The sequence below is a fragment of the Mycobacterium sp. Dal123C01 genome, from assembly GCF_052566995.1.
Genome location: NZ_CP199580.1, coordinates 350030 through 370245, shown reverse-complemented (window position 1 = coordinate 370245; position 20216 = coordinate 350030). Strand labels below are relative to the sequence as shown.

The 20216-nt window shown below is 66.3% G+C and carries 14 protein-coding genes and 1 pseudogene; 8 read left to right on the top strand and 7 right to left on the bottom strand.

All coding sequences use genetic code 11. From position 1 onward, the window contains the following. Positions 1 to 82: 82 nt before the first annotated feature. From ACTXG5_RS01740 to ACTXG5_RS01715, 6 genes are all read right to left on the bottom strand, one after another. Positions 83 to 946, bottom strand: coding sequence for a cyclopropane mycolic acid synthase family methyltransferase (locus ACTXG5_RS01740; protein ID WP_445162059.1), 864 nt, complete (start codon positions 944 to 946; stop codon positions 83 to 85). A 149-nt stretch (positions 947 to 1095) separates the two neighbouring features. Continuing rightward, positions 1096 to 1956, bottom strand: a complete 861-nt coding sequence (locus ACTXG5_RS01735) for a cyclopropane mycolic acid synthase family methyltransferase (protein WP_445164227.1) — start codon at positions 1954 to 1956, stop codon at positions 1096 to 1098. Positions 1957 to 2053: 97 nt separating this feature from the next. Further along, complete coding sequence (locus ACTXG5_RS01730; protein WP_445162058.1) at positions 2054 to 2983, bottom strand: alpha/beta hydrolase; 930 nt, start codon at positions 2981 to 2983, stop codon at positions 2054 to 2056. Further along, the gene (locus ACTXG5_RS01725) at positions 2983 to 4329 is read right to left on the bottom strand and encodes an ABC1 kinase family protein (protein WP_445162057.1); all 1347 of its coding nucleotides are present in this window, start codon (positions 4327 to 4329) and stop codon (positions 2983 to 2985) included. The genes ACTXG5_RS01730 and ACTXG5_RS01725 overlap by 1 nt, the downstream gene beginning before the upstream one ends. A gap of 61 nt (positions 4330 to 4390) precedes the next feature. Continuing rightward, on the bottom strand, positions 4391 to 4984 hold the full coding sequence (locus ACTXG5_RS01720) for a DinB family protein (RefSeq protein ID WP_445164226.1): 594 nt from the start codon (positions 4982 to 4984) through the stop codon (positions 4391 to 4393). 44 nt (positions 4985 to 5028) lie between these two features. Further along, on the bottom strand, positions 5029 to 5541 hold the full coding sequence (locus tag ACTXG5_RS01715) for a DinB family protein (RefSeq protein WP_445162056.1): 513 nt from the start codon (positions 5539 to 5541) through the stop codon (positions 5029 to 5031). A gap of 92 nt (positions 5542 to 5633) precedes the next feature. Here ACTXG5_RS01715 and ACTXG5_RS01710 point away from each other — a divergent pair, with 92 nt between their 5' ends. From ACTXG5_RS01710 to rplL, 5 genes and pseudogenes are all read left to right on the top strand, one after another. After that, positions 5634 to 9815, top strand: a complete 4182-nt coding sequence (locus tag ACTXG5_RS01710; RefSeq protein ID WP_445162055.1) for an NEW3 domain-containing protein — start codon at positions 5634 to 5636, stop codon at positions 9813 to 9815. Continuing rightward, on the top strand, positions 9812 to 10429 hold the full coding sequence (locus ACTXG5_RS01705; protein ID WP_445162054.1) for a DUF7158 domain-containing protein: 618 nt from the start codon (positions 9812 to 9814) through the stop codon (positions 10427 to 10429). Before ACTXG5_RS01710 ends, ACTXG5_RS01705 begins: the two co-directional genes overlap by 4 nt. 6 nt (positions 10430 to 10435) lie before the next feature. Continuing rightward, positions 10436 to 11341 carry an ROK family protein gene (locus ACTXG5_RS01700; protein ID WP_445162053.1) on the top strand — a complete coding sequence of 302 codons (906 nt, stop codon included), beginning with the start codon at positions 10436 to 10438 and terminating at the stop codon, positions 11339 to 11341. Between the two features lie 257 nt (positions 11342 to 11598). Then, positions 11599 to 12129: pseudogene (gene rplJ, locus ACTXG5_RS01695) on the top strand (50S ribosomal protein L10); the annotation flags it as partial. A 207-nt stretch (positions 12130 to 12336) separates the two neighbouring features. Further along, positions 12337 to 12726: a 50S ribosomal protein L7/L12 gene (gene rplL / locus ACTXG5_RS01690; protein WP_445162052.1), complete on the top strand. Its 390-nt coding sequence runs from the start codon at positions 12337 to 12339 to the stop codon at positions 12724 to 12726. A 51-nt stretch (positions 12727 to 12777) separates the two neighbouring features. Here rplL and ACTXG5_RS01685 read toward each other — a convergent pair whose 3' ends face one another. Next, entirely contained in the window at positions 12778 to 13455 is a 678-nt protein-coding gene (locus ACTXG5_RS01685; RefSeq protein ID WP_445162051.1) for a TetR/AcrR family transcriptional regulator, read from the bottom strand. 95 nt (positions 13456 to 13550) lie between these two features. On the opposite strand from ACTXG5_RS01685, the gene ACTXG5_RS01680 reads away from it, so the two are divergent. The 3 genes from ACTXG5_RS01680 (at position 13551) to rpoB (ending at position 20199) form a co-directional block, all read left to right on the top strand. Continuing rightward, on the top strand, positions 13551 to 15074 hold the full coding sequence (locus tag ACTXG5_RS01680) for a carotenoid oxygenase family protein (RefSeq protein ID WP_445162050.1): 1524 nt from the start codon (positions 13551 to 13553) through the stop codon (positions 15072 to 15074). 166 nt (positions 15075 to 15240) lie between these two features. Beyond that, complete coding sequence (locus ACTXG5_RS01675; protein WP_445162049.1) at positions 15241 to 16251, top strand: ABC transporter ATP-binding protein; 1011 nt, start codon at positions 15241 to 15243, stop codon at positions 16249 to 16251. 453 nt (positions 16252 to 16704) lie between these two features. Then, positions 16705 to 20199, top strand: a complete 3495-nt coding sequence (gene rpoB / locus ACTXG5_RS01670; protein WP_445162048.1) for a DNA-directed RNA polymerase subunit beta — start codon at positions 16705 to 16707, stop codon at positions 20197 to 20199. Positions 20200 to 20216 lie beyond the last annotated feature (17 nt).

The window sequence follows — 20216 nt, the reverse complement described above, 5'->3', positions numbered from 1 at the left end:
GCCTTCCTAACGAAACGCACCTAACATACCCCGTGCGTGGCCCGGCGCTGGCCATTCGACATGGCAGCTGAAGCTGCCGGAATTACTTCACCAAGGTGAATTGGTTGACGTCGACATAGCCGTCCCGGAACGTCCCGGCGCAGCCGGTCAGATATTTCATGTACCGGTCGTAGACCTCTTCGGACTGGATCGCGATGGCCTCGTCTTGGTGCGCTTCTAGCGCTTCGGCCCACAGGTCGAGGGTTTTGGCGTAGTGCGGCTGCAGCGACTGGCAGCGGGTCAGCGCGAAACCCGCGTCGCCGGCGTGCTCCTGGACGGTCGGGATCTTGGGCAGCCGTCCGCCCGGGAAGATCTCCCGCTGGATGAAAATGACGAAGCGGAGCAGGTCGATGGAGATGGGTAAGCCCTTGTCGACGATTTCCTGTTTCGTCAAATCGGTGATCGTGTGCAGCAGCATCACGCCGTCACCGGGCAACGCGTGGTAGGCCATTTTGAAGAAGTCGCTGTAACGATCCGTGCCGAAGTGCTCGAATGCGCCGATCGACACGATCCGGTCGACGGGCTCGCTGAACTCTTCCCAGCCGGCCAGCAGAACTTGCTTGCTGCGCGGGTTGTCCATCGCGTCGAATGACTTCTGTACGTGGGCGGCCTGGTTCTTCGACAAGGTCAGGCCGACGACGTTCACGTCGTATTTCTCGACCGCGCGCCGCATGGTGGCACCCCAGCCGCAGCCGACGTCGAGCAGGGTCATCCCGGGCTGCAGCCGGAGTTTGCCCAGGGCCAGGTCGATCTTGGCGAGCTGTGCTTCTTCCAGCGTCATGTCGTCGCGCTCGAAGTACGCGCAACTGTAGGTCTGGGTGGGATCCAGAAACAGCCGAAAGAAGTCGTCGGACAGGTCGTAGTGCGCCTGAACATCGGCGAAATGTGGCGTCAACTTTTCGGCCATGGCAGCCGCCCTCCCCCTGGCGAAATGCGATGAAATCTTCCCTTAGCCCCGTGTGAGCATGGTAACTACTTCTGCTCCACCCTGTTGACGAATCGCGAAACTCGTCGGTTGAACGCGGCGGTTGCCCGAAGTGGGAGCAGGGGAGCGGGTTACTTGGTGAGGGTGTACTGGGCGACGTCGGAGATGCCTTTGCCGAACAGGTTTGCGCAGCCGGTCAGATAGCGCATGAAACGGTCGTAAACCACTTCGGACTGGATGGCGATGGCCTGTTCGCGGTTGGCTTCCAGGTTGGCCGCCCACATGTTCAGCGTCCGCACGTAATGCGGCCGCAGGTTTTGGACCTCCTTGAGGGAGAACCCTGCCGCCTGCGAATTGTCGATGATGTCGGATGGTGCCGGCATTCCCCCGCCGGGAAAGATTTCCTTACCGAGGAAGTGGACGAACTTCAGATCACTCATCGTCACCGAGATGCCGTGTTCCCGCCAGTACGTCTGCGGATAGGTGAAAATGCTGTGCAACAGCATCCGCCCGCCATCGGGGAGGATCTCGTAAGAGCGTTCGAAGAACAGCGGCCAACGCTCCTTTTTGAACGCGTCGAAGGCCTCGAAGCTGACGATTCGGTCGACCTTCTCGTCGAACTCTTCCCAGCCCTGCAGCCGGGCCTCGGCGCGCCGCTTCGTCGGGATCGCCGCCAGCCTGGCTTTGCTGCGCTCGTAGTGATTTCGGCTCAACGTAATACCGACGACGTTGACGTCGTACTTCTCAACCGCCCGGACTACGGCTCCACCCCAGCCGCATCCGACGTCGAGCACCGTCATTCCGGGCTCGAGGTTCAGCTTGTCCAGCGCCAGATCTAACTTGGCGAGCTGAGCCTCTTCGAGGGTCATGTCGTCGCGCTCGAAGTAGGCGCAGGTGTAGACCATGTTGGGGTCCAGGAACAACGCAAAGAAGTCGTCCGAAATGTCGTAAGTAGCCTGCGACTCTTCGTAATACGGCTTCAGTTTCGCCACCATCACCAATCCTTCCGCGATAACGGTACAGCGCTGTGAGACGCGGCGCGAAATTGCGGGCAATCTGAAACTCGGAGCCTTCTGCTGGACTCCGGATTCAGTTGGCCTCGGCGAAGTTGCCCGTCAATACGCCGATCACAGGATCCCACAGCTGTTGTGGCAGATCATGACCCATTCCGTCAAATAACACCAATCGGGCACCGTTAATTTCGCGGGCAACCGCACGGCCGCCGAGGGGCCGCATGAGCTTGTCAGCGCGACCGTGGATGACAACAGTCGGAGCCACGACGCGACGGTTGTGGTGCACCAGGCTGCCGCTGGCCAGAATCGCGCTGAACTGGCGGGCGATGCCTTGCGGGTGGTAGTTGCGGTCGTATCCCTCGGCAGCCTCCGCGCGAACCTGCTCGTCGGGAATGCGGTAGCCCGGACTGCCGATGATCCTGCTCACCCGGACCGCGTTGTCGAGGATCACCTCGCGGGGTGAATCCGGCGGCGGCCCTTTGAGCAGTGCCAGCAGCGCGCGCGGCGCCGGCGGTGGCAGGAACGCTGAGTTGTTGCTGGAGAAGATGATTCCAAGGGTCCGCGTCCGCTGCGCGAATTGTGCGGCGAAGACCTGGGCGATCATCCCGCCCATCGATGCCCCGACGATATGGGCCTGGCTGATGCCCAAATGGTCCAGCACGGCCGCGCCGTCGTCAGCCATGTCCTCGAGCGTGTACGCCGCCTTGCTCCGCAGACCCACCCAGGAGCGGGCCAAACGGGTGACCAGTGGCTGACCCACGCTGCGACGCTCGATCTTGCTGGACAAGCCGATATCCCGGTTGTCGTAACGGATCACGCGCAGGCCGTGGTCGACCAGCCGCTCGCAGAACTCGGTCCGCCACAGCAGCAGCTGGGCGCCGAGGCCCATGATCAGCAGCACGGGCGGGTCGTCGATATCGCCCATGTCCTCGTAATAGATCTTCAGGTCGCCCTCTGAAGATCTCGAAGCGGCCCCGGAACTGGCATAGCCGGTGCGGATCTCCACTAGACCTCCACGTCAGACTGATGCTCGCGGCTGACCTCGACCATGAAGTTGGCGAAGTAACCCGTCAGCTGCGGGTCGGACATCATCTGCCATTTGGGTGCGAGCAGCTTCATGTACCGCTCGACGTAGAGGAACTGCTTGCCGATCAATACCAACTCGCGCGGCAGTTTGACGTCGTAGGCGTCGGCCAGCGTCGACAATTGGCGCCCGATGTCGGCATAGGACATGTCGCCCAGCGATGTCACGGTCAGCGGGGTGGCGAATTTCTCCAGGTCCTTGGCGGCCTCGGCCTCCGGCTTCATGGTGCCGACCGCGCCCATCAGCACGACGATCTTGCCGGCCGCGGCGTGGTCCTTCTTGACCAGCAGCGCGTGCACCAATTCCCGCAGCAGCCACCGGGTGCGCGGGTCGATGCGGCCCATGATTCCGAAGTCGAAGAACACGATGCGGCCCTGCTCGTCGACGTACAGGTTGCCCGCGTGCAGGTCGCCGTGGAACAGCCCGTGCCGCAGCCCGCCTTCGAAAAGCGAGAACAGCAGGGCCTTCACCAGCTCCGTGCCGTCGAACCCGGCCTTGCGGATGGCGGCGACGTCGTCGATGCGGACGCCCTGCACCCGCTCCATCGTCAGCACCCGGTCGCTGGTGAATTCCCAGTACACATCCGGCACCCGGATGTTCTTGCCCAGCGGCGACACATGCAGGTGCGAGACCCATGCCTCCATCGACTGCGCCTCGAGGCGGAAATTCAGCTCCTCGGCCAGGTTGGCGGAGAAGTCCGCGACCACGTCTTGTGCCGAGAGCCGGCGGCCCAGCTTGGCCAGTTCGACGGCCTGGGCGAAGCGCTTCAGGATCTGCAGGTCGGCGGCAACCCGGCGGCGGATGCCCGGGCGCTGAATCTTGACCACGACCTCCTCGCCGCTGTGCAGCGTGGCGTAGTGCACCTGGGCGATGGAGGCCGACGCGAACGGCGTTTCGTCCCACTTGGCGAACAGTTCGGACGGGTCACCTCCGAGCTCGTCGACGAACAGCTTGTGCACCTGGCCGGAGTCGGCCGGCGGCACCCGGTCGAGCAGGCCACGGAATTCGCGGGACAGCGATTCGCCGAATGCGCCCGGGCTGGACGCGATGATCTGCCCGAATTTCACGTACGTCGGACCCAGGTCGGCGAAGGCCTGGGGGAGCTGCTTGATCACTTTTTGCTGCCACGGGCCCTTGCCCGGCAGCTTGGTGACGACGCGAGCGGCGGACCGGGTGACCTGCCAACCAGTAGCTACGACCCGAGCCGCTTCGACCGGCAACGGCACCCGGTCAAGCTTGGCTGCCTCTCGGTGTTTGGTAGAACTCATCTCAGCAGTCTGCCAAACCAGAGGTGTCAAGTCCCAATTCGCTCTTCGATGAGCAGGCGTTTTAGCTGCGCGCGCCACCTGTTGGGGCCTTGTTCCAAGGCGTCACCCAGCCCGCGATCTCCCAGCCCTCCAGCCCGGCGATCAGGTCGTACATCGTTGCTCCGTCGAGGGTTTCCCGGACGATGTCGGCGTGCCCGGCGTGGCGCGCCAACTCGTTGATGACGTGCAGGATCACCCATCGCACCGACCAGGCCTCCAGGTCCTTGGGGAACCACGGAGCGTCCCGCGGAACCGGCACCGCCGCGTCGAGGTCCGCGGTCTGGACCAGCCGCAGCGACGTCGCGTTCTGCTCCCCGAAGGCCCGCAGCAGCCCGTCCAGCGTCTCGTCGGGCCGCATCACGTGCTGGTCGGAGAACTCCTTGGCGATCACGTCGGCCGGCCGGGGATCCTTTGGCGGCGCGTCCGGCGCGGCGGCGACCCGCGCCATCCAGCTGTGTTGCATCCGGGTGACGTGCTTGACCAGCCCGCCGACCGATAGCGCACTCGCCGACGGCGTCGAGCGGGCCTGTTCGTCGGTGAGGCCATGGGCCACAGCGAAGTAGGCGCTCTGGTGGAACGCCAGGAACTCGCGCAGGGCGCTGCGCTCGTCGGACACCGGCGGGGCAAGGGCGGGCATGGCCAATCCTCCTGGTTGACGGTTTATCGATGTACGTACAGGTCGCGGAGGACCGCGATTTCGGCGCCATGGTGGATCGCTTCTCGATTGATGTGCAAGACCAGCTCGCTGAGTGCGTAATCGGCATATGGCCCCTCAGACGGGCCGCAGTGTCGGGTCAGGTCGGCCGCCGAAAGCGACCGCACCCCGGCGATCCACGTGGCGTAAGCCAGGTCGAGTTGCCGCAGGGCGGTGGCGGCCTCGGTCGCGTAGTCCCAACTTTGGTAGCTGGCGGGCGGCCCGCCGAAATGGTGGTAGTTGCGCGTGGCGAACACGCCGACGATGACGTGGGCCATGCGCCAGGCGATCGTGGTGAACGGCGTCGGACTCGGTGCGGGGAACTCGAAATCCAGCGACCCGTCCGGATACACGGTCCAGCAGTTGGGCACCGGCTGCCAGAAGTACTCCTCGTCGGTGAGGGCGTCGAGGCGCGGGCGCAGCTGCTCGCGCCAATGCCAGTCGAGCTGATCTGCAAGTTGTGTGGTCAGGTCGGACATAGTGCTCAGCTTTCCAGCTGCCGGTGACACCTGTCTGCGGCCGCAACTGCTTAACCTCCGACGCCTGGACAACCACGCCGTAAAGTGCGGGGATGCAGCTGGTTTCGGCATGCTCGACCGAACGGTTCGTCGGGCCGTCGGATACGCCACTACAGCTGGCCCGGGTCACCGTCGGCGGCGTCGCCGAGCCGACGTCGATCCGCATCGACGGCGACGGTCTGAGCGGGGAGACGCTTGCCGAGATCGGCGACGAGCTGGTCGAGATCCCGGTGGCGGTAGAGGCACCGGTCGTCGGTCAGCGGCGGGCCGCTCGGGTGCACGCCGGCGGCGCCAGCGTGCCGTTGGAATTCACCGTGGCCGAGCCCGGCTGGACGATGTTCATGGTCAGCCATTTCCATTACGACCCGGTGTGGTGGAACACGCAGGGGGCCTACACCAGCGAGTGGACCGAGGACCCGCCGGGACGGGCCCGGCAGACCAACGCCTTCGAACTCGTGCACGCGCACCTGGAAATGGCCCGCCGCGACGTCGACTACAAATTCGTGCTGGCCGAGGTGGACTACCTCAAGCCGTACTGGGACACCCACCCCGAAGACCGCGCCGACCTGCGCCGCTTCATCGGCGACAAGCGCGTCGAGATCATGGGCGGCACCTACAACGAACCCAACACCAACCTCACCAGCCCGGAGACGACCATCCGGAACCTGGTGCACGGCATTGGGTTTCAGCGTGACGTGCTGGGTGCTCACCCGGCTACCGCGTGGCAGCTCGACGTGTTCGGCCACGACCCGCAGTTCCCCGGGATGGCCGCCGACGCCGGGCTGACGTCGAGCTCGTGGGCCCGCGGACCCCACCACCAGTGGGGCCCGACGCACTCCGGTGGCGTCCAGGGCATGCAGTTCTGCAGTGAGTTCGAATGGATCTCGCCATCCGGGCGTGGCCTGCTCACCCACTACATGCCGGCGCACTACTCGGCGGGCTGGTGGATGGACTCCTCGGCGTCGCTGCGTGAAGCCGAGGATGCCACCGGTGAGTTGTTCGACGAGCTCAAGAGCGTCGCGCTGACTCGCAACGTGCTGCTGCCGGTCGGCACCGACTACACCCCGCCGAACAAGTGGGTCACCGAAATCCACCGCGACTGGGCCGCGCGCTACACCTGGCCGCGATTCGTGTGCGCGCTGCCGCAGGAGTTCTTCGCCGCGGTGCGCGCCGAGCTGGATGAGCGGGGGTCTGTGCCGTCGCCGCAAACCCGCGACATGAACCCGATCTATACCGGCAAGGACGTCTCCTATATCGACACCAAGCAGGCCAACCGGGCCGCCGAGAACGCCGTGTTGGATGCCGAGCGTTACGCGGCGTTCGCCGCGCTGATGTCCGGAACCGACTACCCGCATGCCGCCCTGGCCAAGGCGTGGGTGCAGCTGGCTTACGGCGCGCACCACGACGCGATCACCGGCTCGGAATCCGATCAGGTCTACCTCGATCTGCTGACCGGCTGGCGCGACGCGTGGGAGCTGGGTCGGGCGGCCCGCGACAATTCCCTGGCGCTGCTGTCCGGCGCCGTAGACGTTTCAGGCGATCCCCGGGACGCCGTAGCGGTGTGGAACCCGTTGACACACCAGCGCACCGACATCGTCACCGCCCGGGTTGACCCGCCGCTGGCCGCGGGCGTGCGGGTGCTTGACGTCGACGGTGCCGAGTTGCCGGCGCTGGTCGAGCACGATGGGGGGTCGGTCACCTGGCTGGCCCGCGACGTCCCGTCGCTGGGCTGGCGGGCCTACCGGCTGGTTCCCGCGGAGCTGGCGACCGGCTGGGAACCGCTCCGCGGCAACAAGATCCGCAACGAACACTACCGGCTTGCTGTCGACCCCACGCGTGGCGGGGCGGTGGAGTCTCTCGTCCGTGCTGACCACGAGCTGATCGCCGACGGGCGAGTGGGCAACGAGCTTGCCGTCTACGAGGAATACCCGGCGCACCCGACGGGAGGGGAGGGCCCTTGGCATCTGCTGCCGAAGGGGCCGGTGGTGTGCTCGTCGGAATCGCCGGCGCAGGTGCGGGCCTATGCGGGACCGCTCGGTCAGCGGCTGGTCGTACGCGGCCGGATCGGCGAATTGCTGCGCTACACCCAGACTCTGACGCTGTGGAACGGCGTGGCGCGGGTGGATTGCCGCACCACCATCGACGAGTTCAGCGGCGAGGACCGCTTGCTGCGGCTGCGCTGGCCGTGTCCGGTGCCGGGCGCGATGCCGGTCAGCGAGGTGGGCGACGCCGTCGTCGGCCGCGGGTTCGCGTTGCTGCACGACGGCGCTCGCTCCGTGGATACCGAGCACCAGCCGTGGACGCTGGACAATCCGGCCTACGGCTGGTTCGGTCTGTCCTCAGCGGTACGGGTCAAGTTGGGAGACAACGATATTCGCGCGGTATCCGTGGCAGAGGTGGTGTCGCCGTCGGAAGCGTCGTCCGGATCGCTGGCGCGTGAGCTGATGGTCGCGCTGGTTCGCGCCGGCGTCACGGCCACCTGCAGCGGCGCCGGTAAACCCCGCTACGGCAACCTCCACGTCGACTCGAACCTGCCCGATGTCCGCATCGCGCTCGGCGGGCCAGCCCGCAATGTCTTCACCAAAGCTGTTCTGGCCGAGGCCGATCCGATCTACGCGAAAGAACTCGGCCGCCAGCTGGCCAAGACGGGCCGGGCCAGGGTGTGGGTGCCCGCGGCGACGCGGTTGGCGGCGGTCTGGGTGCCCGGCGCCGACCTGAGTGCGGTGTGCGCCCTGCCGGTGCTGGTGATCGACGGAGTCGACGAGAAAAGCCTCGACGCCGAGATCGCTTCGGTGGCGGTCGATCTCGACGACGCTGAAATCGTCATCGCCCAGCAGGCCGCATCCGGTATGGAGCACTTCGAATCCCGCACCGTCGCGTTGTTCAACCGCGGCGTGCCGAGCTTCGCCGTCGACACCGACGGGACGCTGCACTCCGCGCTGTTGCGATCCTGCACCGGCTGGCCCTCCGGGACCTGGATCGACGAACCACGCCGCACCGCGCCCGACGGCTCGAACTTCCAACTCCAGCACTGGACACACCATTTCGACTACGCGCTGGCATGCGGCGACGGCGATTGGCGCCGCGCCCAGATTCCCAGCCGCAGCGCGCAGTTCTCCCATCCGCTGCGCGCCGTCTTCCCGGGCCAGCGACGAGGCAAGCTGGCGTCCGCCGGATCGCTGCTGCACGTCGAACCCGCTGACACCGTCCACGTCGGGGCATTCAAGGCGGCCGGCAACCCGCTGACGGCCGGTCGTGCCGAGCCGGTCGACCCCGCTTCGGTGGCCTTGCGGCTGGTCGAAACGACCGGCGCCCGCGCCCGCGTCTCGATCGGCACGACACTGGGCAAGCTGGGCACGATTCGGCTCGCCGACCTTCTGGAGGAGAAGGAACAGGCGCGCAAGCGTTCGGTCGATCTGCACGGGTACCAGGTCGCCACGGTGCTGGCCCGGCTCGAGGTCCCCAAGGCATTCGACGACGCCACCCCGCTGGCCCCGGAAGCCGAGATCGCTCAGCCGCTCTACGCGCGCTATTGGCTGCATAACCGTGGGCCCGCGCCACTGGGCGGGCTGCCGGCCGTCGCGCATCTGCACCCGCAACAGGTGACCGCCGAGCCGGGCCGCAAGGTGGCGTTGCGGCTCACCGCGGCAAGTGACTGCAGCGATGCGGACTTGAACGGCGCGGTCGTGGTGGCGTGTCCGGACGGCTGGTCGGCGACACCGGCCGAGTTACCGTTCACCCTGGGCAGCGGCGAACACCGGGAGGCCGACGTGATGCTGGCGATTCCGGCCGCTACCGAGCCCGGCCTGTACCCGGTCCGGGCGCAGCTGCGCATCACCGGGGATAACGTCCCGGTCGCCTGGCGACAGACCGTCGAGGATGTGTGCGTCGTCGAAGTCGGTGCGGTCCGGGAGACGGAACTGCTCTACCTCGTCGACGGACCCGCCGAGATCGCGCTGCGTGCCGGCGAGACGGCCCGGCTGGCGGTGACGATCGGCAGCCATGCCCGGGCGGACTTGGCGCTGGAGGCACATCTGATCAGTCCCTGGGGCACCTGGGAGTGGATCGGCCCGGCCGCGCTCGGCGCGGTCCTGCCAGCCCGTGGCAGCGTCGAGCTCGGCTTCGACGTCAGGCCGCCGGCATGGCTGGAGCCCGGCCAGTGGTGGGCGCTGGTCCGAGTCGGCTGCGCCGGACGGCTGATCTACTCACCGGCGGTGACGGTGACCGTCACATGAGCGTCCACCTGATTGCCACCGTTGCCGGCACGCCTGTCGCGGTCGATGAGCTCGACGCGGCCGAGGCGCGATTGCGCAACGGCCCCCGCGCGGCCGCGCTGCCGGCCAGCGGCACCAGCGAGGGCCGCCAACTGCGGCGCTGGCTCACGCAACTTCTCGTGACCGAACGCGTGGTGGCCGCCGAGTCGGCCGCGCGCGGGTTGACCGTGTGCGATGCGCCGAGCGAGGCCGCGCTGCTGCCCGACGTGACGGCCCGGCTGGAGATCGGCAGCGTGGCCGCGGCGGCGCTGGCGGACCCGCGGGCGCGGGCGCTGTTCGCCGCGGTGACCGGCGCGGTCCGGGTCAGCGACGACGAGGTGGCCGACTACCACGCCCGCAATCCGCTGCGGTTCGCCGCGTCGCGCCCCGACCCGCACGGCTGGCGCTCGCCGTCACGGGTCGGGCCGCCGCTGGAACAGGTGCGCTCCGCGATCGCCGAACATCTGCGCGGCGCCGCGCAGCGTCGCGCCTTCCGGGTATGGCTGGACGCGCGACGCGCCGCGCTGGTCCAGCTCGCTGCCGGCTACGAGCATCCCGGCGACCCCCGCCAGCCCGACAACACACACCGGCACTGATCGGCCATGCTTACTCTCTGCCTGGACATCGGTGGCACGAAAATTGCTGCGGGCCTTGCGGATTCCGAAGGGGCGCTGGTGTACACCGCCACCCGTCCCACCCCCGCGGACGGTTCGGCCGAACAGGTGTGGGCCGTGGTCGCCGCGATGATCGCCGAGGCGTTGGGGGCAGCCGACGGTGCCGTCCGCGGGGTGGGTATCGCTTCGGCCGGCCCCATCGACCTGCACAGCGGAACCGTCAGCCCGATCAATATCGATTGCTGGCAAGGGTTCCCGCTGCGGGACCGGGTCACGGCTGCGGTGCCCGGTGTGCCGGTGCGGCTGGGCGGCGACGGGGTGTGTATGGCCCTGGGCGAGCATTGGCGCGGCGCGGGACGGGGTGCGCGTTTCCTGTTGGCCATGGTGGTATCCACCGGTGTCGGCGGCGGATTGGTGCTCGACGGCGCGCCGTATGCCGGGCGCACCGGCAATGCCGGGCACGTCGGTCACGTGGTGGTCGAGCGGGACGGCGAGCCGTGCACATGCGGGGGCCGCGGCTGTGTCGAGACGGTCGCCGCCGGGCCATGGCTGGTGCACTGGGCGCGGGCCAACGGTTGGTCCGCACCGCCGGGCGCCGGCGCGCGCGAGCTGGCTGACGCGGCGACGGCCGGCGACGAGGTCGCGCTGCGGGCCTTCGGCAGGGGCGCCACCGGGCTCGCGATGATGATCGCGTCGGTGGCGGCGGTGTGCGACCTGGACCTCGTCATCGTCGGGGGCGGCGTGGCCAAATCCGGGCACGTGCTCTTCGACCCGCTGCGCGCGGCGCTGGCCGGCTATGCGGGGCTGGATTTTCTGGCCGGCCTGCGTGTGGTGCCCGCCGAGCTGGGCGGCAATGCGGGGCTGGTTGGGGCGGCCAGGCTCGCCGTCATCTGAGATCCGCCGTTTTGGCTGACCGCGCGTTGTCACGCTATCCTTGGTGCCGATCCACCAAAGACCGTCGGTCGCCGAGCAATCGGTCGAAGGTCCGGGAACATCCGGGCGGCCCACGCAGGAGGACGAGGCATTACCACCGGCGCTCGCTGCCGGTGGATCCCAACGCCCCGTGCCGCTTCCTGCGCCGGGGCGTTCGTCGTTCCTCGGGTGATCACAGACGATACGTCGAACCGTGACTTTTCACCGAGGAGGTATGCATGGCCAGAGCCGACAAGGCCACCGCCGTTGCGGACATCGCCGAGCAGTTCAGTGCCTCGACCGCGACCCTGATCACCGACTACCGGGGTCTGACGGTCGCCGCCCTGGCCGAGCTGCGCCGGTCGTTGGCGGGTTCAGCCACCTACACCGTGGCCAAGAACACGCTGATCAAGCGGGCGGCTTCGGAAGCGGGGGTCGAAGGTCTCGACGAGCTGTTCGTGGGCCCGACGGCCATCGCGTTCGTCAGCGGCGAGCCGGTCGACGCCGCCAAGGCCATCAAGACCTTCGCCAAGGAGAACAAGGCGCTGGTCCTCAAGGGTGGCTACATGGATGGCCACGCATTGACGGTGGCCGAGGTCGAGCGGATCGCCGACCTGGAGTCCCGCGAGGTGTTGCTGGCCAAGCTGGCCGGGGCGATGAAGGCGAACCTCTCGAAAGCCGCCGGTCTGTTCAATGCGCCCGCCTCGCAGGTGGCCCGGCTCGCGGCCGCGCTCCTGGAGAAGCGGACCGCCGAAGAGCCCGCACCGGCTGCTGCGACGGAGCCCGCCGCAGAAGCTGCCCCCGAGGCAGCCGCAGAAACTGCCCCCGAGGTAGCAGCAGAAACTGCCCCCGAGGTAGCAGCAGAAGCTGCCCCAGAGGCAGCCGCAGAACCAGCTTCGGAAACACCCGCCGAGACCACGCCCGAAGCCGAATAAAACCAACCCGCAAACCTGAGAAAACTAGGAAGGACCCACACCATGGCAAAGATTTCCACCGATGACCTGCTTGACGCATTCAAGGAGCTGACCCTGCTCGAGCTCTCCGACTTCGTGAAGAAGTTCGAGGAGACCTTCGAGGTCACCGCCGCCGCCCCCGTCGCGGTCGCCGCGGCCGGCCCCGCCGCTGGCGCGCCCGCCGAGGCCGCCGAGGAGCAGTCGGAGTTCGACGTCATCCTCGAGGCCGCCGGTGACAAGAAGATCGGCGTCATCAAGGTGGTCCGCGAGATCGTCTCCGGCCTGGGCCTGAAAGAGGCCAAGGACCTGGTCGACGGCGCACCCAAGCCGCTGCTGGAGAAGGTCGCCAAGGAAGCCGCCGAGGAAGCCAAGGGCAAGCTCGAGGCCGCCGGCGCCACCGTCACCGTCAAGTAGTTCAACTCGCGCGAAACCCCCGGGACCATGGGTCTCGGGGGTTTTGTGTGTTCAGCCGGCGTGGGTCGCCGACTGTAGCGACCGGGCCACCAGCTTCGCTGAATCCCCAAGAGCAACAAGAAGATTCGACGTCATCGCGCTCAGCACCGGTGTGACGGCCGAGCCGTCGTCGCCGTAATGCCCGGCCAGTTCGAGCATGACGAACCCGTGGATCAATGCCCAGAACTGAGCCGCGGTGGCCACGACGGTCGCATCGTCATCCGCCGAACCCACGGTGATCCGGCCGGCCTGCATGCACCGATGCACGCCGCGTACCACGTGCGCAAAGCTGGAGTAGCGCTCGTCGATTTCGCTGACGGTCAGGGTCAGGACGTTTTGCGCGGGTGCGTTGATGCCGTGCGCGCTGGTGCTACCGAACATCAGGCGATACATGTGTGGCCGCTCGATGGCGTAGCGGCGGTAGGCACCACCGACGACAAACAAGTCGGCCACCGGGTCGTCGGACAGCGGCACCGTCAGTGCCTCGCCGAACTGCCGCAACCCCTCTTCGGCGACCGCCGCGATCAACGCTTGCATCCCGCCGAAGTGGGTGTACACCGACATCGTCGACGTCCCCGCCGCGCCGGCTACCTTGCGGGTCTGCAAAGCGTCGGGCCCTTGCTCGTCGAGCAGCCCGACCGCAGCGTGCAGCATCTCGTCACGAACACTGCGCTGAACTTCCGAAGTCATCTCTCCAACCATCTCTGCGAAGGCCTTGCCATCTTCTCATCACTGGCGTACCGTCCAAATAACGCTGAAATATCAATGTTATAGGAGCTCAGCCCATGACTTCCACCCAAACCGCCAAATCCCGGAACCCGTATCTCGAGGGTTTCCTGGCGCCGGTGGGCGCCGAAGTGACCGCCACCGACCTCGACGTCACCGGGGAGATCCCGGAGCACCTGGACGGGCGCTATCTCCGCAACGGGCCCAACCCGGCCGCCGAGGTCGACCCGGCCACCTATCACTGGTTCACCGGCGATGCGATGGTGCACGGGATAGCGCTGCGCGACGGCAAGGCCCTCTGGTACCGAAACCGCTGGGTCCGCACCCCGCCCGCGTGCGCCGCACTCGGCGAACCGGAGCCCCAAGGACTGAATCCGCGGGCCGGGATGCTGTCGGTCGGCCCCAACACCAACGTGCTGACCCACGCCGGGCGGACGCTGGCGCTGGTCGAGGGCGGCGGTGCCAACTACCAGCTCACCGACGAGCTGGACACCGTGGGGCCCTGCGACTTCGACGGCACCCTGTTCGGTGGCTACACGGCGCACCCGCACCGCGATCCGCACACCGGAGAACTGCACGCGGTGTCCTACAGCTTCGGGCGCGGGCGCACCGTGCAGTACTCGGTGATCGACACCGCCGGGCGCGCGCGCCGCACCGTCGACATCGAGGTGAGCGGTTCGCCGATGATGCACGACTTCTCCCTGACGGATAAGTATGTGGTCATCTACGACCTGCCGGTGACGTTCAACCCGGCGCAGGTCGTGCCGGCCAACGTGCCGCGCTGGCTGAGTTTGCCGGCCCGCCTGGTCGTGCAGTCAGTGCTCGGCCGGGTCCGGATTCCCGGTCCGATGGTGACGGCGATCAACGGCAACCGGCAGCCCATGCACCAGATGCCCTACAGCTGGAAGGACACCTACCCGGCGCGCATCGGGGTCATGCCGCGCGAGGGCGGCAACGACGACGTGCGCTGGTTCGAGATCGAACCCTGCTACGTCTTCCACCCGCTCAATGCCTACTCGGAGATGCGCAGTGACTCTCAAGGGGCCGAGGTCCTGGTGCTCGACGTGGTCCGCTACTCGCGGATGTTTGACCGCGACCTTCGTGGTCCCGGCGACAGCCGTCCGGTACTGGACCGCTGGACCATCAACCTGACGACCGGTGCGGTCACCACCGAATGCCGCGACGATCGTCCGCAGGAGTTTCCGCGCATCAACGAAACCCTGCTGGGCGGACGGCACCGGTTCGGCTACGCCGTCGGCATGGAGGGCGGCTACCTTTCCGGCGGGGCAACCGAAATGACCTCGTCGCTCTACAAGCACGACTACGCGACGGGATCCAGCGAGGTCGCGGCGCTCGACCCCGACCTTTTGCTCGGCGAGATGTCCTTTGTGCCGAACCCCACGAACGGCGCACGGGAACGCGCCGAAGATGACGGAGTGCTGATGGGTTACGGCTACCACCGGGGCCGCGACGAAGGGCAGTTGCTGATACTGGACGCCCAGACTCTTGGCTCGATTGCCACCGTGCACCTGCCGCAGCGCGTACCAATGGGCTTCCACGGCAACTGGGCTCCGGCCGGCTAACCCGGTCTCGGCATCGCGCTGACCAGGGATTGGCGGGTTGGTCTCAGGTGGGCCAATTTTCTATGTGGTGCTGTGCAACCATGATGCGGGGCCCCAGGCGTGCGCTACAGTGACTCAAGCCACACAGGGGCAGGTGGGTGCTACTTGCGTCGACGGAAGGATTCCTATGGGCGTCGCTATCGAGGTCAGTGGTCTGACCAAGTCCTTCGGATCCTCGAGGATTTGGGAAGACGTGACCCTGGATATCCCCGCCGGGGAGGTCAGCGTTTTGCTGGGCCCGTCGGGTACCGGCAAGTCGGTGTTCTTGAAGTCCCTGATCGGCCTGCTGCGTCCGGAGCGCGGGTCGATCCTGATCGACGGCACCGACATCATCGAATGCACCGCCAAGGAGCTCTACGAGATCCGGACGTTGTTCGGCGTGCTGTTCCAGGACGGCGCGCTGTTCGGCTCGATGAACCTCTTCGACAACACCGCCTTCCCGCTGCGTGAGCACACCAAGAAGAAGGAAAGCGAGATCCGTGACATCGTCATGGAGAAGCTGAGCCTGGTCGGCCTGACTGGTGACGAACGGAAGTTCCCCGGCGAGATCTCCGGCGGTATGCGCAAGCGTGCCGGCCTGGCCCGCGCCCTGGTTCTGGACCCGCAGATCATTCTGTGCGACGAGCCCGACTCGGGTCTGGACCCGGTTCGTACCGCCTACCTGAGCCAGCTGATCCTCGACATCAACGCCCAGATCGACGCGACCATCCTGATCGTGACGCACAACATCAGCGTTGCGCGCACCGTGCCGGACAACATCGGCATGTTGTTCCGCAAGCACCTGGTGATGTTCGGCCCCCGTGAGGTATTGCTGACCAGCGATGAGCCAGTGGTGCGACAGTTCCTCAACGGCCGCCGCATCGGGCCCATCGGCATGTCCGAAGAAAAGGACGAGGCGACGATGGCCGAAGAGCAGGCCATGGTCGACGCCGGCCACCACTCCGGTGGTACCGAGGAAGTCGAGGGCGTGCCACCGCAGATCCTCGCGACGCCGGGGATGCCGGAGCGTAAGGCCGTCGCTCGGCGCCAGGCCCGGGTGCGCGAGATGTTGCACACCCTGCCAAAGGATGCACAAGCCGCGATCCTCGATGACCTCGAGGGCACCCACAAGCTGAAAACGCACGAATTCGGCGGCTAGTCCGCCAAACGCTGACGACCCTCCCCGATAGGCACGTCTTACCGGGGGCCGCGTTCCCTGCCCGTAAGAAGCCTGGGCCGAGGATTTCGCAGATTAACTCCGCACAACTTGCCGCCTGTCCTCTTGACGACAGGGGCGTCAACGGGTCAATCTGTTGGGCAGCATGTACCCACGGGAAAGTTGAGATGCCAGCCAGCGCCGATATCCCCTGGATGGGTAGTTGAGGAATGCGCGCGCCTGCGCTATTGTTGGACGTTGCGCTGGCTACTTCCTGCCCACCTCACCCGCCACCTGACACCGTGGTCTTAGCCTGAGCCCCTTCTGCGGCTCAGCTATTTAGTTGCGCGCGTGAGGACCGGGTAGTTCGTTTGCCGGCTTAACCGAAATAATTCGCGGCGAACGTCCGGTTGCCCCGGTTTTCGTGAGTCGCACGAGGTGCTGGAAGGATGCATCTTGGCAGTTTCTCGCCAGAGCAAGACGGACTCCTCTAGTTCTAACAACTCCGTGCCTGGAGCACCTGACCGAGTTTCTTTCGCCAAACTCCGCGAACCTCTCGAGGTTCCGGGGCTGCTCGACGTGCAGACCGACTCGTTTGAGTGGTTGGTCGGCGCGCCGCGTTGGCGCGAGATCGCCACCGGCCGTGGGGACGTAAACCCGGTTGGTGGCCTCGAAGAGGTGCTCTACGAGTTGTCACCGATCGAGGACTTCTCGGGCTCGATGTCGCTCTCGTTCTCCGACCCCCGTTTTGACGAAGTCAAGGCGCCGGTGGACGAGTGCAAAGACAAGGACATGACGTACGCGGCTCCGCTGTTCGTCACGGCCGAGTTCATCAACAACAACACTGGTGAGATCAAGAGCCAGACGGTCTTCATGGGTGACTTCCCGATGATGACCGAAAAAGGCACGTTCATCATCAACGGGACCGAGCGCGTGGTGGTCAGCCAGCTGGTCCGGTCGCCCGGCGTGTACTTCGACGACACCATCGACAAGTCGACCGAGAAGCTGCTGCACAGCGTCAAGGTGATTCCCAGCCGCGGTGCGTGGCTGGAGTTCGACGTCGACAAGCGCGACACCGTCGGTGTGCGCATCGACCGCAAGCGTCGCCAGCCGGTCACGGTGCTGCTCAAGGCCCTGGGCTGGACCAACGAGCGGATCCATGAGCGGTTCGGTTTCTCCGAGATCATGATGTCGACGCTGGAGAAGGACAACACCGCCGGCCCCGACGAGGCGCTGCTGGATATCTACCGCAAGCTGCGTCCGGGCGAGCCGCCCACCAAGGAGTCCGCGCAGACCCTGCTGGAGAACCTGTTCTTCAAGGAGAAGCGCTACGACCTGGCCCGGGTTGGCCGCTACAAGGTCAACAAGAAGCTCGGGCTGAACGTCGGCAAGCCGATCACGTCGTCGACGCTGACCGAAGAAGACGTCGTCGCCACCATCGAGTACCTGGCGCGTCTGCACGAGGGCCAGCCGACCATGACGGTTCCCGGCGGCAGCGAGGTGCCGGTGGAAACCGACGATATCGACCACTTCGGTAACCGCCGTCTGCGCACCGTCGGTGAGCTGATCCAGAACCAGATCCGGGTCGGAATGTCGCGGATGGAGCGGGTCGTCCGGGAGCGGATGACCACTCAGGACGTCGAGGCCATCACGCCGCAGACCCTGATCAACATCCGGCCGGTGGTCGCTGCGATCAAGGAGTTCTTCGGCACCAGCCAGCTGTCCCAGTTCATGGACCAGAACAACCCGCTGTCGGGTCTGACGCACAAGCGTCGCCTCTCGGCACTGGGGCCGGGCGGTCTGTCGCGTGAGCGCGCCGGGCTGGAGGTCCGTGACGTGCACCCGTCGCACTACGGCCGGATGTGCCCGATCGAGACCCCGGAGGGTCCGAACATCGGTCTGATCGGCTCGCTGTCGGTCTACGCACGGGTCAACCCGTTCGGATTCATCGAGACGCCGTACCGCAAGGTGATCGACGGTGTGGTCAGCGACGAGATCCACTACCTGACCGCCGACGAGGAGGACCGCCACGTCGTGGCGCAGGCCAACTCGCCGATCGACGACAGCGGCCGGTTCACCGAACCGCGGATCCTGGTCCGTCGTAAGGGTGGCGAGGTCGAGAACGTCACGCCGGCCGAGGTGGACTACATGGACGTCTCGCCGCGCCAGATGGTGTCGGTGGCCACGGCCATGATCCCGTTCCTCGAGCACGACGACGCCAACCGTGCCCTGATGGGTGCCAACATGCAGCGCCAGGCGGTTCCGCTGGTGCGCAGCGAGGCGCCGCTGGTGGGCACCGGTATGGAGTTGCGCGCCGCGATCGACGCCGGCGATGTCGTCGTCGCCGACAAGGCCGGGGTGATCGAGGAGGTGTCCGCCGACTACATCACCGTGATGGCCGACGACGGCACCCGGCACACGTACCGGATGCGCAAGTTCGCGCGGTCCAACCACGGCACCTGTGCCAACCAGTCGCCGATCGTCGACGCGGGCGATCGCGTCGAGGCCGGCCAGGTGATCGCCGACGGTCCCTGCACCGAAAACGGTGAGATGGCGCTCGGCAAGAACCTGCTGGTGGCGGTCATGCCGTGGGAAGGGCACAACTACGAGGACGCGATCATCCTCTCCAACCGCCTGGTTGAAGAGGACGTGCTCACCTCGATCCACATCGAGGAGCACGAGATCGATGCCCGCGACACCAAGCTGGGCGCCGAGGAGATCACCCGGGACATCCCGAACGTCTCCGACGAGGTGCTCGCCGACTTGGACGAGCGGGGCATCGTAAGGATCGGTGCCGAGGTTCGTGACGGCGACATCCTGGTCGGCAAGGTCACCCCGAAGGGTGAGACCGAGCTGACCCCGGAGGAGCGACTGCTGCGGGCGATCTTCGGTGAGAAGGCCCGTGAGGTCCGCGACACCTCGCTGAAGGTGCCGCACGGCGAGTCCGGCAAGGTGATCGGCATTCGGGTGTTCTCTCGCGAGGACGACGACGAGTTGCCGGCGGGTGTCAACGAGCTGGTCCGTGTCTACGTGGCCCAGAAGCGCAAGATCTCCGACGGTGACAAGCTGGCCGGACGCCACGGCAACAAGGGCGTCATCGGCAAGATCCTGGCGGTGGAGGACATGCCGTTCATGCCGGACGGCACGCCGGTCGACATCATCCTGAACACCCACGGGGTGCCGCGACGGATGAACATCGGCCAGATCCTGGAGACTCACCTCGGTTGGGTCGCCAAAGCCGGCTGGAAAGTCGATACCGGCAGCGGGGTTCCGGAGTGGGCGGTCAACCTGCCCGAGGACCTGCTCAACGCGGAGCCGGACCAGATCGTGTCGACTCCGGTGTTCGATGGCGCCAAGGAAGAGGAGCTGCAGGGCCTGCTGGCCTGCACGCTGCCCAACCGCGACGGCGATGTCATGGTGAACGCAGACGGCAAGTCGAAGCTGTTCGACGGCCGTAGTGGCGAGCCGTTCCCGTACCCGGTGACCGTTGGCTACATGTACATCATGAAGCTGCACCACTTGGTCGACGACAAGATCCACGCCCGGTCCACCGGTCCGTACTCGATGATCACCCAGCAGCCGTTGGGTGGTAAGGCGCAGTTCGGTGGCCAGCGATTCGGCGAGATGGAGTGCTGGGCCATGCAGGCCTACGGCGCCGCCTACACGCTGCAGGAGCTGTTGACCATCAAGTCCGACGACACCGTCGGTCGGGTCAAGGTGTACGAAGCGATCGTCAAGGGCGAGAACATCCCGGAGCCAGGTATTCCGGAATCGTTCAAGGTGTTGCTCAAGGAGCTGCAGTCGCTGTGTCTCAACGTCGAGGTGCTGTCGTCCGACGGTGCGGCGATCGAGTTGCGCGAAGGCGAAGACGAAGACCTGGAGCGGGCTGCCGCCAACCTGGGAATCAACTTGTCTCGCAACGAATCCGCCTCTGTTGAGGACTTGGCTTAATTAGTTACTAAACCCGC

Excerpts from the sequence above, each read along its gene's own strand:
- ACTXG5_RS01715 (WP_445162056.1), bottom strand. The coding sequence starts at position 5,541 with ATGTCCGACCTGACCACACAACTTGCAGATCAGCTCGACTGGCATTGG.
- rplL (WP_445162052.1), top strand. The coding sequence starts at position 12,337 with ATGGCAAAGATTTCCACCGATGACCTGCTTGACGCATTCAAGGAGCTG.
- ACTXG5_RS01710 (WP_445162055.1), top strand. The coding sequence starts at position 5,634 with ATGCAGCTGGTTTCGGCATGCTCGACCGAACGGTTCGTCGGGCCGTCG.
- ACTXG5_RS01725 (WP_445162057.1), bottom strand. The coding sequence starts at position 4,329 with ATGAGTTCTACCAAACACCGAGAGGCAGCCAAGCTTGACCGGGTGCCG.
- ACTXG5_RS01705 (WP_445162054.1), top strand. The coding sequence starts at position 9,812 with ATGAGCGTCCACCTGATTGCCACCGTTGCCGGCACGCCTGTCGCGGTC.
- ACTXG5_RS01700 (WP_445162053.1), top strand. The coding sequence starts at position 10,436 with ATGCTTACTCTCTGCCTGGACATCGGTGGCACGAAAATTGCTGCGGGC.
- ACTXG5_RS01680 (WP_445162050.1), top strand. The coding sequence starts at position 13,551 with ATGACTTCCACCCAAACCGCCAAATCCCGGAACCCGTATCTCGAGGGT.
- ACTXG5_RS01740 (WP_445162059.1), bottom strand. The coding sequence starts at position 946 with ATGGCCGAAAAGTTGACGCCACATTTCGCCGATGTTCAGGCGCACTAC.
- ACTXG5_RS01675 (WP_445162049.1), top strand. The coding sequence starts at position 15,241 with ATGGGCGTCGCTATCGAGGTCAGTGGTCTGACCAAGTCCTTCGGATCC.
- ACTXG5_RS01685 (WP_445162051.1), bottom strand. The coding sequence starts at position 13,455 with ATGACTTCGGAAGTTCAGCGCAGTGTTCGTGACGAGATGCTGCACGCT.